The sequence below is a fragment of the Micromonospora sp. NBRC 110037 genome (genome assembly GCF_001652995.1).
In the GTDB taxonomy this organism is placed as follows: Bacteria; Actinomycetota; Actinomycetes; order Mycobacteriales; family Micromonosporaceae; genus Micromonospora; species Micromonospora chalcea.
The window spans coordinates 88,581-102,249 of the sequence record NZ_BBVA01000006.1 but is presented as its reverse complement, the minus strand read 5'-3'; the positions used below and the strand labels follow the sequence as shown (position 1 = coordinate 102,249).

The window sequence follows — 13,669 nt, the reverse complement described above, 5'->3', positions numbered from 1 at the left end:
GCACGCCCCAGCGTTACGGTACGTTCACCGCGTGCCTCCGTCATCCGTCGCACGTGCGTGATCTGCTGCCGGCCGTGGTCGCCGTGTCGGTGGCCGGCCCGGCCGACTGGTCCGGCGAGCTGCTCCCGGCCGAACGAGCCGCCCTGGGCGAGCGCGCGGTGCTCCACCGCCGCCGCGACTTCACCGCCGGCCGGGTCTGCGCCCGCCGGGCACTCGCCACGCTCGGCCTGACCGGCACGCCGGTGCCGGCCGGCGCGGACCGGGCCCCGGTCTGGCCGCCCGGCGTGGTCGGCGCGATCACCCACACCCGGGACTACTGCGCGGCCGCTGCCGCCCGCGCCGCCGACGTGCGCGCCGTCGGCATCGACGCCGAGCGGCACCGCCCGCTCTCCCCCGGGGTACGGCGGAAGGTGTGCCGCCCCGACGAGGAGGCGGACCTGGCCCGGCTGCCGGCCGGGATGCCCTGGCCGACCGTGTTGTTCAGCGCCAAGGAGACCGTCTACAAGGTCTGGCACCCGCTCGTCGGGACCTGGCTGGGCTTCGCCGACGCGCGCGTCACGCTCGACCCGCAGGCGGGCACGTTCCACGCCGAGATCGAGCCGGCCCGGCTCGCCGCCGCTCCGGTGGCCGACCCGCCGTCGCGCGTGACCGGACGGTTCGCGGTGGACGACGATCTGGTCCGCACCGCCGCCGTCCTGCCACATCGATGACGCCCTGTCGGCCGGGTTGACCCCGGCTTGTACCGTCGTTCCGACTGAAATCCCGAAGGCGCCCCAAGGAGTACGGTGAGCCACCCTCAGCCTCCGTCCGGGTCACCGGACCCGAACCAGCAGCCGCCGGAACCGCCGACGCAGGCGTTCCCCACCGCGCCGATGCCGCCGAGCGACCCCTACGAGCCGCCGCCCGCCCCGGACGCGCCGACGGCCCCGATCTCGGGCGCGCCCTACCCGCCGCCTCCGGGCACGCCGCAGCCGCCGGTGTCGGGGCCGCCGCAGCCGCCGGTGTCGGGAGCACCGTATCCGCCGGCCTCCGGGGCGCCGTACCCGCCGCAGCCGGGGCCGGGTGAGCAGTACCCGCCGCCCGCTCCCACCCAGGCGTTCCCGCCGGCGCCGCCGACCTCGGGCGCGCCGTACCCGCCGCCCGGCAGTGAGTATCAGCCCCCGGGCGCGGCGTATCAGCCCCCGGGCGCGGCGTATCAGCCCCCGGGCGCGGCGTATCAGCCCCCGGGCGGTGAGTACCAGCAGCCGGGCGCGGCGTATCAGCAGCCGGGAGGCGAGTACCAGCAGCCGGGCGCCGCGTACCCGCCCCCGGGCAGTGAGTACCAGCAGCCGGGCGCGGCGTATCAGCAGCCGGGGGGCTACCCGCCGCCGGGCGGTGGGCAGCCGTACCCGCCCGCAGGCGCGCCGTATCAGCCGGGAGCGCCGTTCGGACCGCCGGCCAAGAAGTCGAACAAGAACGTCTGGATCACGATCGGCATCGTCGCGGCGCTCCTGCTGCTGCTCTGCTGCGGTGGCGGCATCTTCGCCGTCTACAGCGGCGTGAACAAGGCCCAGGAGGCGGTTGACTCGCTGCCCACGCCGGGCGTCACCTACGGCGTCCCGGACGAGCAGACCCCGACCGGCGGCCCCACCGGCACGCCGCAGCCGGGCACCACCGACGACAAGACCTTCAACATGCCGGCCGGCGACAAGCTGATCGTCAACGACACCGACGGCACCATCGAGATCACCGTCGGCAACTTCCGGACCCGGAACTCCGCCTGCAACGAGATCATGCCCGGCCCGAAGAAGGGCATGTTCCTGATCGCCGATGTGACCGCCGAGATCACCAAGGGCACCGGTTCGATCAACCCGTTCTACTTCTCCTGGGTGGCCGAGGACGGCACCGAGGAGAACGGCATCGGTGGCGCCTTCTCGGGGTGCGGCAAGCTGATGACCTCGGGCAACAACCTGCCCGCCGGCTCCAAGCGCAGCGGTCAGCTCATCTTCGACGTCAAGGACCAGAACGGCGTCGTCGAGTACAAGCACCGCTTCCGTACCGCCGGGTCCTGGAAGCCCTGACCCGCGCCTGACCCCGCACCGGGGCCGGTCCGTCTCGGACCGGCCCCGGTGCCCGTTCGGACAATGCCCGTCGGCCGTTCGGGCCTTTCCATGTGCGCGTGGGCGCTCCCGGTGGCCAGGCTCGGAGCATGGCGAACGAGACGACCATCCCGCTGCTGCCCTGCCGCTCACTTGACGACGTGGCGCCCTTCTACCAGGCGCTCGGCTTCGAGGTGACGCACCGGCAGGAGCGCCCCAACCCGTACCTGGCCCTGCGCCGGGAGGACCTCAACCTGCACTTCTTCGGGATGCCCGGGTTCGACCCCGCCGACTCGTACGGCTCCTGCCTGGTGGTGGTCGACGACCTGACCGTCCTGCACCGCGCCTTCGCCGACGGCATGCGCGCCACGTACGGCAAGGTGCTGGTCGCCGGTGTACCCCGGATGACCCGGCCCCGGCCCCGCCGCAACCAGGACGGGCATTCCGGGTTCAGCATCGTCGATCCGGGCGGCAACTGGATCCGGTTCGTGGCCCGGGCCTCGACGCCGGACGCCGACGACGACCGGGGCGGGCTCGCCCGTACGCTCGGCAACGCCGTGGTGCAGGGCGACTCGCGCGGTAATCCCGCTCAGGCCGCGCGCATTCTCGACGGCGCGCTGGCCCGGCCCGACGCGGCCGACGAACCCGCCGTCCTGGTGGAGGCGCTGGTCTACCGGGCCGAGATGGCGCTGCAACTCGGGGAGCCGGAGGCCGTCCGGGAACGGGTACGGCAGGCCCGGTCGGTCCCACTGGACGACGAGTCGCGCGTCCGGCTGGCCGACACGCTGCGGCACGCCGAGGACATGATCCCGGCCCTGCCGACCGCATGACCGCCGGCCGGATGCGGGCTGACGCCGATCCGGTGGCGGCGGTTTGCCGTGCGGGTCAGCGGGGACGCGACGTGGCAGGCGGCGAGGGCCGCCACGCGACGATCCGGGGAGGCGGCATGAGCGTCGAACGGGCGAACAACGACCTGGAGAACCTGGCCGGTCCGGCCCGGGCCCGTCTGGGTGACCTGAACCAGGACGAACACGCCGAGGCCGACCGGGTGCGGGAACTGGACGAGATCCGCGGCAAGCGCCCCGGCGAGCACATCCAGGAGGACGCCCGCGACGCCGACGACAACTTCACCGCCTAGCCAGATCTTGGAAGCAAACGGCTGCCATAGGGGCCGAAATCTTCCAAGATCTCTCGGCGTCCGGTCATCCACGATGATCGGCTTGTGTGTCTCGACGGATCGGCGGCACGGGTCGCCGAGCGTCGATGCGAAACGCGCCAGTTGACCAATCGCAATAATTGATGACGCAAGCAGACTGAGTTGCGTGACCAAGCCATCACCGCAGAGATCATGGCCGATATCGAATCAGTCCTGGTGGCGCCGGCTTTCCGGCGGCACGAAAGCCGTGCTCGTGTCCGGCGGCGTGCTGGTGCTGTGCTGCTGCGGCGGCGGGATCGCCGCCGTCGGCGGCGCGACTGACGAGAAGCCCGCGTCGATCAGCGCCGCCTCGACCGCGACCGCGCGCAGCGCCGATCTGCCCCCTGCCGCCCACTCGTCCGGCTCGCCCTCGAACGTCGCCGCACCGACCGACTCGCCGCCCGCTCCGCCGACGACGCGGGCCGCCGAGCCGTCGCCGCAGACCGCGACCGCGCGTCCGGCGCCCCGGCCGAAGCCGAAGCGGACCACGCCCAAGCCGACACCGAAGCGGACCACGAGCGCGCCCCGGACCACCAAGCCGTCCACCGGCACCGTCCAGGGCGCCGTCCATCCTGGCGCTTTCTGCTCGCCGGTCGGCGCGACCGGCCGTACCGCCAAGGGCACGCTGATGCGGTGCACGCGCAAGGCCGGCGAGGACCGGGCCCGGTGGCGCGCCGCGTGATCCGCATCGGCGGGCGGTGTCGGGGGTGGTTCCTATCCTGGGGCGATGGTTCTCACTGACGCCACCGGGTCCTGGGCCGGCACCAGCGGTTTCCGTCTGATGCCCGCCGATCCGCTCGCCGAGTCGCCGGCCACCGCCATTGTCGCGACCGCCGCCGGTGGCCACCTGACCACCGTTTCGTACTCGTGGGCCCATCCGGGCGACGGGCCGCAGGACGGTCTGCTGGTGATCGCCGCCGGCGAGCAGCCGGGCTCGCTCGTCGCCTGGTGGGGCGACTCGTGGCACCAGCAGCCGACGCCGATGACGCTGACCGGCACGGCAGGCGGCGCGGCGGCGGTCGAGCTGAGCGCCGGGTACGGCGACGGATGGGAGTGGCGGATCACCGTGGACACCGCCGACCCGGCCACCCTGCGGCTGCGGATGGAGAACGTGGTGCCGGCCGACCAGGCGGGCGCCGACATGCCGGCCGGCCCCTACCCGGTCATGGTCACCGACGTGCGCCGCGCCTGAGTCCGGTCAGGCGGCGCCGTCGAGGATCTCCCGCAGCCGGCGCGCGAACGCCTCCGGCTGCCCGGCGTGGCCCATCTCCTCACCCAGGAATCCGCCGTGGTGGCTGGGAAAGACCGCGGCCTTGCCGCCGAGCAGCTCGGCCGCGGCCACCGACGTGCGTCCGGTGAAGGTGTCCGCCGACTCCTCGCCCACCGCGACGACGACCCGGGTACGCGCCGCGCGCAGCGCGTCCACGTCCGGCCGGAAGCGGGTGACCGCCGCGGCGCGGTCGGAGAGCAGCGGGTCGTCCCGGCTGCCGTCGTCCTCGGTCGGCATGCCGAACGCGGCGGGGTCGGGCAGCGGCTGGGCGAAGTACTCGTCGGTGAACTCGCCCCGCCACGACGTCATGGCGATGAACGCCGCCATACCCGCGCCCCAGCCGCTCTTCTGGTACGCCTCCTGGCAGGCGGCCATGGCCCGCCGGGCGGCCTCGGCGTCGGGAAGCACCTGCACCAGCGGCGGCTCGTGCGCCACGAGCGTGGCCACCGCGTCCGGGTACGCGGCCACCAGGGCGAGCGCGGTCACCGCGCCGCCGCTGCTGGCGAACATGTCCACCGGTCCCGTGCCGAGGGCGTCGATGATGTCGCGTACGTCCCGGGCCTGGACCTCGGGCACGTCGTCGCCGCGGCCGTCCTTGCGGACGCTGCGCCCGAGCCCGCGCGGGTCGTACGTGACGACGGTCCGGTCCGGGAAGTACGAGGCCAGCGTGGCGAAGCCGTCGGCGCACATGGGCTGGCCGATCATGAACAGCGGGCGGTGTCCGGCGTCGGCGGCGCTCGGCGTGCGAATGTCGTAGACGAGGTCGACCTCGGGCGTCTGCAGAGTAAGCGTGTTCATGCCTCTGTCGACCGTCGCCGGCCCGGGAACTCATCGGTCCGGCGGGGAACTCCGCCGGGACCGGCTCGCGGCGGTGTCGACGCCCACCGCCGCGAGCCGTGCCGTCGCCGTCAGCTCACCGTGCCGGTGACGGTGCTGCCGGACTTCGTCACGTAGTAGGTCAGCTTCGTGCCGCTCCAGAAGTGGAACGTCAGGGTGACCCGCTGACCGTCGTTGACCTCGGCGAAGAACTCCGGCTTCAGCGCGATCGTGTTGCCGGTGTAGTTCGGCGCGAACGTCACGTCGAACTCCTTGTACGAGGTCCAGTTGTGCGGGCCGGCGTTGCTGCCGTCCGCGTACTGGGCCTCCATGGTGGCGAGCTGGTCGCCGCGGAACTGCGCCGGGAGCGTGAACGCGGCGGTGGTGCCGGTCGCGTTGGAGAGCACCGGCGGGTCGTACGTGATGATGCTGATCCGCCACGGCACGCCCGCGGAGAAGCGGGCCTGGAGGTTGGCGTTCACGCCGTACGCGCGGGAGCCGACCAGCCGGGTGAGCGCCGACGCGGTGAGCGTCAGCGTGCTGCCGGAGACCGTGTAGTCGGTGCCGTTGACCAGGTCGGTGGTGCCCTGGCGCAGCCCCTGGAACGTGGTGCCGTTCAGGTTGAGCGTCAGGCTCTTGGCGGTGATCGTGCCGGTGCGCGGCACGTACACCTGGTCGCTGGACGCGGTGCCGGAGCGGGTGGTCCAGCTCGACTTGATCTGCGCGAACAGCTCGGGGTCCTTCCACACGAACGACGTGCGGTCGAAGTGCTGGCCGTTGTCCCAGAGCTGGGTGGTCAGCTTGCGGCTGCGCGCGTAGTGGCCGAGGAACTCGAAGAACTTCAGCTTCTCGCCCTGCTCGATGGTGCCGGTGTGCCGGTCGAAGCCGAGCAGCCCGTACTCGCCGATGATCACCGGGATGTTGCGGGTGACGAAGGCGTTGTAGACGCGGTCGAACTGGTCGGTCAGGTCCTGCTGGACCGTCGCGTCGAACTTGGTTCCGCCGGCGACGTTCACGCTGAACGGCCAGTACCCGTAGAAGTGCACGGTGGCGATCAGGTTCGGGTCGTTGAGCGTGTTGAACGTGCTGACCAGCTCGTCCACCCGGGCCTGCTCGGCGGAGGTGTGCAGGGTCGGCAGGACGAGCAACCGGGTGGCGTTGTTCCCGCCGGACTGGCGGACGATGCGGTGGAACGACGTGTTCAGCTCGTTGAGCAGCGTGGCGTTCTGCGCGTCGCCGGAGCTGCCGGTGAACTGCGGCTCGTTGACGCTCTCGAAGGTCAGCTTCGGCGAGGAGTCCTTGAACGCGGCGGCGATCTGGGTCCAGAGCGCGTTGTAGCGGTTCAGCACGCCTGTGCGGTCGGTGGGCATCGTGTTGATCCACTGCCACGAGTCGTGGTGGATGTTGAGCACCACGTAGAAGCCGTCGGCGAGCGCCCAGCCGACCACCTCGCGTACGCGGTTGAGCCAGGCGGAGTCGATCGTGTAGTTCGGCGCGGCGCCGTGGTGGTTGCTCCAGGTCACCGGGATGCGGATGCTGTTGAAGCCCTGCGCCCGGACGTTGTCCAGCAGCGCCTCGGTGACCCGCGGGTTGCCCCAGGCGGTCTCGTCCGCGCCGACCGCGTCGAAGGAGTTGCCGAGGTTCCAGCCGGGTTGCATGGCGGCGACGGCGGCCATCGCGTTGCCCGCCGGCGGCGGGGTCGTGGGCGGTGGCGTGGTGGGCGGCGGGGTGGTCGGCGGGGGCGGGGTGGTTCCGCCGACGCCGCCGGTGCAGGCCACGCCGTTGAGCGTGAACCCGGTGGGCGCGGTGTTCGCGCCGGTCCAGGAGCCGTTGAAGCCGAACGAGACGGTGCCGTTCGTGGCGATCGCGCCGTTGTAACCGACGTTCGTGGCGGTGACGTCGGCGCCGGAGGAGGTGACCGTGGCGCTCCACGCCTGGGTGACCCGCTGGCCGGACGGGAACGTCCAGCGCAGGTTCCAGCCGTTGACCGGGTCACCCAGGTTCGTCACGTCGACGTTCGCGGTGAAGCCGCCGGGCCACTGGCTGGCGGTCGTGTAGGTGACGCGGCAGCCGGCCGCCGCCTGGGCGTTCGTCGCCAGCAGTGCGGTGCCGGCCACGAGTGTGGCGGCGGTCGCCGCGACCAGGCCGACCCGCAATCGGGCGGTACGGAAAGAGCGGAACATGGTGGTTCCTTCGTGGTGGGGTGGGCGCGTGGACGGGGAAGGCGGGGCGCGCACCCGCCCAGCGCGAGAATAAGTTTGGATTCCAAACATTGTCAATCGGCACATGTGAATGCATAGCCGTTCCGGCGTCCCACCCTCACCCCACCGACCGGGCCGGTTCGACGACCGGACACATCGATCCGACGGCCGGACCGAAGGCGGGCGGACACGCCTCGCGGGAACAAATTCGGCTGGGAATCCTCGCTACGCTCTCGCCCTCCAACACCGCTCTGACCTCAAGGGGACATCGTGCGCAGAAGGCTTCTCGGCATCGCGTCGGCGATCACCATCGCCCTCGCCGGCACTTTCGCCGCCGCCGCTCCGGCCCAGGCCGCCACGCCGCCTTTCATGATCACCAAGGTGTACTACGACTCCCCCGGCAAGGACACCCGCTCGAACGCGAGCCTGAACGCCGAGTACGTCCAGCTGACCAACAAGCGCAAGACGGTCCAGAACCTCAAGGGCTACTACGTGCGCGACAAGGCCGGCCACGTCTACTCGTTCACCGGCGACTTCAAGGTGGCCGCCGGGAACAGCATCGTCATCCACACCGGCAAGGGCACCAACAAGGGCACCCACCGCTACTGGGGCAGCGCCGCGTACGTCTGGAACAACGACGGCGACACCGCCTACCTGCGCAACCCCTCCGGCAGCCTGGTCGACAGCTGCAGCTGGGGCAAGGGCGGCCGCGGCTACACCAGCTGCTGACCACGCCGCGAGACGGCCGGCCCACCCGATCCGGGGGGCCGGCCGTCTCCGTCCGTCACGCCGCGAGCGACCGCACGGTGAGGTGGTCCGACAGCGCGCGCAGGAAGTCCGGCGCGTCGAAGATCCGGCCGGCCGAGGCGACACCCTTGACCCGGGTACGCCCGGTGAGCAAACGGTGCACCGCCTCGACCGCGAGCGGCGCGCTGATCGCGTAGATGTCCCGCCCGTGGGCTACCACCCGCCGCCGGACGTCACCGACACGCACGACCACGTCGACGATGAACGTCTGCGCGGACCGGCCCCGCTCGTCCACAGCGGCCGGAGCGTCCCCCGCCGCCAGGTCGCGGGCCGCGTCAGCGGTCATGTACGTGCACACCTCCGGGATGTCCAGGTGACTCGGCACGGTCACCACGTCGGCCATGGTGAACTCGCCGAGCACCGGCCGCACCCCCAGCGGCGCCGGGAACTCCCAGTCCAGCCGGGGCAGGTCGCCGTCGGCGTACACCAGTCGCCCGCCGGTGAAGCGGACCCGCCGGCCGTCGCGGCGCTCGCGCGACACGACGCCGGAGGCGACCGTCCCGGCCGTCGGGTGCCAGCTGCTCAGCCCGTACGCGACGTGCGCCTCGTCGGCCACCGTCCAGTCCCGCATCGCGGCGGTGACCAGCAGGTCACCGAGTCCGCCGAAGAACGCCATGGCGGGCACCACAGCGACGCCGGCCGCCTCGGCACGCTCGGCGTGGTGCGCGAACGTGTCCCGGTTGGCCTCGATCTCGGCCGCCACGTCGACGTAGGGGATCCCGGCCCGCAACGCGGCCTCGATCAGCGGCCCGGCGGTCGAGGCGAACGGTCCGGCGCAGTTGACCACCACCGCTACCCCGGCCAGCGCCCGGTCCAGCGAGGCCGGATCGTCCACCGACGCCACCCGGTGCTCCCCCTCCGGGAACGCGGCCGCCAGCTTCCCGGCGTCGCGCCCGAGCGGCAGCGGCTCGTACCCCCGCTCACGCAGCTCCGCCACCACGAACCGCCCGGTGTGCCCGTACGCCCCGAACACCGCCACCCGCATGACGCCCCCTCAGAAGATCGACTGGAACGATCCTCGCCGGGCTGGCCGGGGCGGGGCCAGTGTCGCAAACGCCAATGCCCGTACAGTTTCGGACATGGCCACCATCGCGCTCGCCGCCACCGACGGGATGCTGCACTTCGAGTTGGCCGCGGCCTGCGAGATCTTCGTCCGCGACCCGACCGGCCTGGCCGACCCCTGGTACGACCTGGTGGTCTGCGGCCCCGGCCCGATCGGCGTCGGCCGGTTCGCCGTCACGCCCGACCACGGGCTGGACCACCTGGCCCGCGCCGACACGGTGATCGTCCCGGCGATCGAGGACACCGACGCCGACCCGCCGTCCGACCTGGTCGACGCGGTCCGCGCCGCCCACGCCGCGGGCGCCCGGATGGTTTCCCTCTGCACCGGCGCGTTCGTGCTCGCCGCCGCCGGCATCCTCGACGGGCTGCGCGCCACCACCCACTGGGCGCACACCGAGGCGCTCGCCGCCCGCTACCCGCGCGTGCAGGTCGACCCGGACGTGCTCTACGTGGACAACGGCACCGTGCTCGCCTCCGCCGGCAAGGCCGCCGCCATCGACCTCTGCCTGCACCTGATCCGCCGCGACCACGGCTCCACAGTCGCCAACGCGGTCGCCCGCCGCCTGGTCGTGCCGCCGCACCGCGCCGGCGGCCAGGCCCAGTACGTCACCACCCCGGTCCCGGCCCGCGAGGACCACCCGCTCGCCGCGCTGCTCCCATGGGCGATGGCGCGGCTGGACCGCCCGCTCACCGTCGCCGACCTGGCCCGCCAGGCGAACATGAGCACCCGCAACCTGGTCCGGCACTTCACCGCCGCGACCGGCGCCACACCGTCGCAGTGGCTGGCCACCCAGCGCATCCGGCGGGCGCAGGAACTGCTGGAGAACACCGACGACAGCATCGACGCCGTCGCCGAGGCATCAGGCATGGGTACGGCGACGACGCTGCGCCGGCACTTCCACCGCACAGTTGGCGTGCCGCCGGACACCTACCGCCGGACGTTCCGCCGAGGCTGACCGGCACAACGGCTATGGTCGGTTCGTGCCGCCCGAGGGGACGGTCGCCTGACAATCGGCACGGGGGAAGCTGTGTTCGACGTGATCGTGGTCGGCGGCGGGCCGACCGGCATGATGCTGGCGAGCGAGTTGCGCCTCCAGGGCGTCGGCGTGCTCGTGCTGGAGCGGGACCCCGAACCGCCGCCGTACGTGCGCTCGCTCGGGCTGCACGTCCGCAGCATCGAGGTGATGGACCAGCGGGGGCTGCTGGAGCGGTTCCTCGACAACGGCGGCAAGCACCCGATCCGGGGCTTCTTTGCCGGCATCGACAAGCCCGCCCCCGCCGACCTGGACACCGCCCACCCGTACGTGCTCGGCATCCCGCAGACGCTCACCGACCGGCTGCTCGCCGACCACGCGGCCGAGGTCGGGGCCGAGATCCGGCGCGGCAGTGCGGTGACCGGGCTGGAGCAGGACGAAGGCGGCGTGACCGTCCACCTCGACTCCGCGAGCGCGCCGCCGCTTCGGGCGCGGTTCGTCGTCGGCTGCGACGGCGGGCGCAGCACCGTCCGCAAGCTGCTCGGCGTCGGATTCCCCGGCGAGCCGTCGACAGTCGACACGCTGCTCGGCGAGATGGAGGTGACCGCCTCACCGGACGAGATCACCGCGATCATGACCGAGGTGCGCCGCACCGAGAAGCGGTTCGGGCTCGGCCCGTCCGGCAGGCCCGGCGTGTTCCGGGTGGTCGTGCCGGCGGCCGACGTGACCTCGGCACCGCCGACGCTGGAGGACTTCAAACGGCAACTGACCGCGTACGCGGGCACCGACTTCGGCGTGCACTCGCCCCGCTGGCTGTCCCGCTTCGGCGACGCGACCCGCCTGGCCGAGCACTACCGGGTCGGGCGGGTGTTCCTGGCCGGCGACGCCGCGCACGTCCACCCGCCGCTGGGCGGGCAGGGGCTCAACCTCGGCATCCAGGACGCGTTCAACCTGGGCTGGAAGCTGGCGGCGGAGGTGAACGGGTGGGCGCCGGACGACCTGCTCGACACCTACGAGTCCGAGCGGCGCCCGGTGGCCGCCGACGTGCTGACGAACACGCGCGCGCAGATGCTGCTGACCACGAACGAGCCCGGACCGCAGGCGGTACGACAGGTGCTGACGCAGCTCATGGACTTCGACGAGGTCAACCGCTACCTGATCGAGAAGGTCACCGCGATCAGCATCAGGTACGACGTCGACGAGGGTCATCCCCTGCTCGGGCGGCGGCTGCGCGACGTACCGCTGCCGCAGGGACGCCTGTACGAGCTGATGCGTACCGGCGGCGGGTTGTTGCTGGACGGGACCGGGAAGCTGTCGGTGGACGGCTGGGCCGACCGGGTCGGGCTCGTCGCCGGCACCGGCGACGAGCTGGACGTGCCCGCGGCGCTGCTGCGGCCGGACGGTCACGTCGTCTGGGTGGGCGACGACCAGCGGACGTTGGAGGGCGCGCTGACCAGGTGGTTCGGCGGCGGGACGGTTCGCGGGTAGCGACGGCACACGAACTCGGCAATGATCAGCTCCATGTCCGACGACAGCCTGGCCGACACCTGGCGTCGCATCATCCTGGGAAGCGGCAAGTCCTGGGTCGTGTTCGCGCACGGCACGTGCGTCGTCCTGCCGGACCCCGAGCCGGGCGTCGACCTCGCCGCACAGGCCGTCGAGATCCTGCGCGAGTACGGCCCCGTCCACGTCGGCTCGCCGTCTGCGGACTTCGGTACCGTCACGCTCGATCCCGGCCCCGGCTGGGCGGTCTACGGCCATCACAACGACGTGTTGACCTACGTCGGCCCGGACGAGGTCTCGGACGACAGCGACCTTGCTGTCGGTCTGTACGGGCGCCACAAGCGAGATCGAGACGGCCATGAGCTGACCGTCGTCCACGTCGAGGACAAGCGGCCCCGCTGACGCGCGTCGGCGCTGCGGGTTCAACCGACAGCAGCGCAATAGGCTCCAGTCCGTGCACGGATTCACCGATGTCGACCGGCAGCCGGACCCGAAATCGTGGGTGGGCGTGCTCGACCGCCTGAGCGGCGAGCCCTTCTACCAGGCATACCAGCAGCGGGTACGCGACTTGCTCCGCCCGTCGCCCGGCCGGCGCTACCTCGACGTCGGTGCGGGCACCGGGGCGAGCGCGGTCCGCCTGAGGGACGATCACGACGTCACCGTGCTGACGGTGGATCGTTCCCTGACCATGGCCGTCGCCATGCGAGCCCGTGGCCTGACCCGGTGCGCCGTCGCCGACGCCCACCGGCTGCCGTTCCTCGACGACTCGATCGACGGTGCCTGGGCCGACCGCACCGTGCAGCACCTCGCCGATCCCCGCGCCGCGATCAGGGAACTCGCCAGGGTCGTCCGCCCGGGTGGCCGGATAGTTCTCGCCGACCCCGACTACGACACGCAGGTACTCGACATCGCCGACCAGGATCTGGCCCGGCGCGTGCTGAGATTCCGGGCCGACGTCATGCTCCGCAACGGCACCCTGGCTCACCAGCACGCCGGCATTCTCGCCACGCTCGGCCTGGCCGAGGTCACCGTCGAGCCCCGGACGCTGCTGGTTCGGAACCCGAACGCCGCCGACAACGTTCTCGGCCTGCGCAGTTGGGCCGGTACGGCGGCTCAGCGCGGCGTACTCGACCCCGCCGAAGCTCGCGCGTTCGAGGAGCAGTTCGACGAGGCGGTCGAGGCAGGCCGGTTCACGTACGCGGTCACGTTCTTCCTCACCGCGGCCACCGTCTACTTCCACGAGCCGTCGTCGTAGCGCATCCCCGTTGACGTCGGTGCTTAGCATCGCGACGTGGACGAAAGTTGGGAACAACTTCACCCGCGACAACGCAAGCTGATTGGCGCGTTGATCATCCTCACCGCTTCTTCCGCCTTCATGTGCTGCGCCGCCTTCTATAACGGCACGACCGCGATTGGCCTCGCGAACCGCGGCCTCACCACAGACGCCACAGTCGTCGACGTCGACCGTCATGGACGCGCCAGCAAGGTCACCGTGGAGTTCACACCTCGTAGCGGCGAACCCCTGAGCGCGGAGTGCACGAGCTGCAGCCCCGAGCTCGACGAGGGCGATCGAGTACGCATCCGATACAACCCCGACGACCTCGCGCCGGGGGTGGAGGACGCCGAGAACCACGGCGCGCAGCGCGTCGCGGTATTCAACCTCGTGGCCGCCACCGCCCTGCTGTCGGGCGCTGGGTTTGCCGGGTGGCGCCTTCACCGAGACCGCCCAGTCTGATTCTGGGCACCGCCGGCTTGTGGCCGGT

The 13,669-nt window shown here is 72.0% G+C and carries 15 protein-coding genes; 11 read left to right on the top strand and 4 right to left on the bottom strand.

Annotated features, from left to right (window positions below):
• The first annotated feature begins 53 nt into the window (after positions 1 to 53).
• From A4R25_RS18900 to A4R25_RS18885, 4 genes are all read left to right on the top strand, one after another.
• Positions 54 to 710, top strand: coding sequence for a 4'-phosphopantetheinyl transferase (locus A4R25_RS18900; RefSeq protein ID WP_043326831.1), 657 nt, complete (start codon positions 54 to 56; stop codon positions 708 to 710).
• Between the two features lie 75 nt (positions 711 to 785).
• Positions 786 to 2,060: a hypothetical protein gene (locus A4R25_RS18895; protein WP_231915582.1), complete on the top strand. Its 1,275-nt coding sequence runs from the start codon at positions 786 to 788 to the stop codon at positions 2,058 to 2,060.
• A gap of 128 nt (positions 2,061 to 2,188) precedes the next feature.
• A complete protein-coding gene (locus A4R25_RS18890; protein WP_064447604.1) occupies positions 2,189 to 2,908 on the top strand; it encodes a hypothetical protein in 720 nt (239 codons plus the stop codon).
• Between the two features lie 116 nt (positions 2,909 to 3,024).
• Complete coding sequence (locus A4R25_RS18885; protein ID WP_043326835.1) at positions 3,025 to 3,216, top strand: hypothetical protein; 192 nt, start codon at positions 3,025 to 3,027, stop codon at positions 3,214 to 3,216.
• 225 nt (positions 3,217 to 3,441) lie between these two features.
• Here A4R25_RS18885 and A4R25_RS18880 read toward each other — a convergent pair whose 3' ends face one another.
• On the bottom strand, positions 3,442 to 3,897 hold the full coding sequence (locus tag A4R25_RS18880; protein ID WP_157539121.1) for a hypothetical protein: 456 nt from the start codon (positions 3,895 to 3,897) through the stop codon (positions 3,442 to 3,444).
• Between the two features lie 103 nt (positions 3,898 to 4,000).
• On the opposite strand from A4R25_RS18880, the gene A4R25_RS18875 reads away from it, so the two are divergent.
• Entirely contained in the window at positions 4,001 to 4,465 is a 465-nt protein-coding gene (locus A4R25_RS18875) for a hypothetical protein (RefSeq protein ID WP_064447602.1), read from the top strand.
• Between the two features lie 6 nt (positions 4,466 to 4,471).
• On the opposite strand, the gene A4R25_RS18870 is transcribed toward A4R25_RS18875, so the two are convergent.
• Positions 4,472 to 5,341 (bottom strand): alpha/beta fold hydrolase, encoded by an 870-nt coding sequence (locus A4R25_RS18870; protein WP_064447601.1) that lies wholly within the window; start codon positions 5,339 to 5,341, stop codon positions 4,472 to 4,474.
• Between the two features lie 110 nt (positions 5,342 to 5,451).
• Positions 5,452 to 7,542: a cellulase family glycosylhydrolase gene (locus A4R25_RS18865; protein ID WP_064447600.1), complete on the bottom strand. Its 2,091-nt coding sequence runs from the start codon at positions 7,540 to 7,542 to the stop codon at positions 5,452 to 5,454.
• A gap of 288 nt (positions 7,543 to 7,830) precedes the next feature.
• On the opposite strand from A4R25_RS18865, the gene A4R25_RS18860 reads away from it, so the two are divergent.
• Positions 7,831 to 8,289: a lamin tail domain-containing protein gene (locus A4R25_RS18860; protein WP_064447599.1), complete on the top strand. Its 459-nt coding sequence runs from the start codon at positions 7,831 to 7,833 to the stop codon at positions 8,287 to 8,289.
• Between the two features lie 55 nt (positions 8,290 to 8,344).
• On the opposite strand, the gene A4R25_RS18855 is transcribed toward A4R25_RS18860, so the two are convergent.
• Positions 8,345 to 9,352, bottom strand: coding sequence for a saccharopine dehydrogenase NADP-binding domain-containing protein (locus A4R25_RS18855; RefSeq protein WP_064447598.1), 1,008 nt, complete (start codon positions 9,350 to 9,352; stop codon positions 8,345 to 8,347).
• A gap of 94 nt (positions 9,353 to 9,446) precedes the next feature.
• Here A4R25_RS18855 and A4R25_RS18850 point away from each other — a divergent pair, with 94 nt between their 5' ends.
• From A4R25_RS18850 to A4R25_RS18830, 5 genes are all read left to right on the top strand, one after another.
• Positions 9,447 to 10,385 carry a helix-turn-helix domain-containing protein gene (locus tag A4R25_RS18850; RefSeq protein ID WP_064447597.1) on the top strand — a complete coding sequence of 313 codons (939 nt, stop codon included), beginning with the start codon at positions 9,447 to 9,449 and terminating at the stop codon, positions 10,383 to 10,385.
• A gap of 72 nt (positions 10,386 to 10,457) precedes the next feature.
• The gene (gene rox / locus A4R25_RS18845) at positions 10,458 to 11,891 is read left to right on the top strand and encodes a rifampin monooxygenase (RefSeq protein WP_064447596.1); all 1,434 of its coding nucleotides are present in this window, start codon (positions 10,458 to 10,460) and stop codon (positions 11,889 to 11,891) included.
• Between the two features lie 33 nt (positions 11,892 to 11,924).
• On the top strand, positions 11,925 to 12,308 hold the full coding sequence (locus A4R25_RS18840; RefSeq protein WP_197494934.1) for a hypothetical protein: 384 nt from the start codon (positions 11,925 to 11,927) through the stop codon (positions 12,306 to 12,308).
• A 52-nt stretch (positions 12,309 to 12,360) separates the two neighbouring features.
• A complete protein-coding gene (locus tag A4R25_RS18835) occupies positions 12,361 to 13,161 on the top strand; it encodes a methyltransferase domain-containing protein (protein WP_064447595.1) in 801 nt (266 codons plus the stop codon).
• Positions 13,162 to 13,197: 36 nt separating this feature from the next.
• Positions 13,198 to 13,641, top strand: coding sequence for a DUF3592 domain-containing protein (locus A4R25_RS18830; protein ID WP_140946572.1), 444 nt, complete (start codon positions 13,198 to 13,200; stop codon positions 13,639 to 13,641).
• Positions 13,642 to 13,669 lie beyond the last annotated feature (28 nt).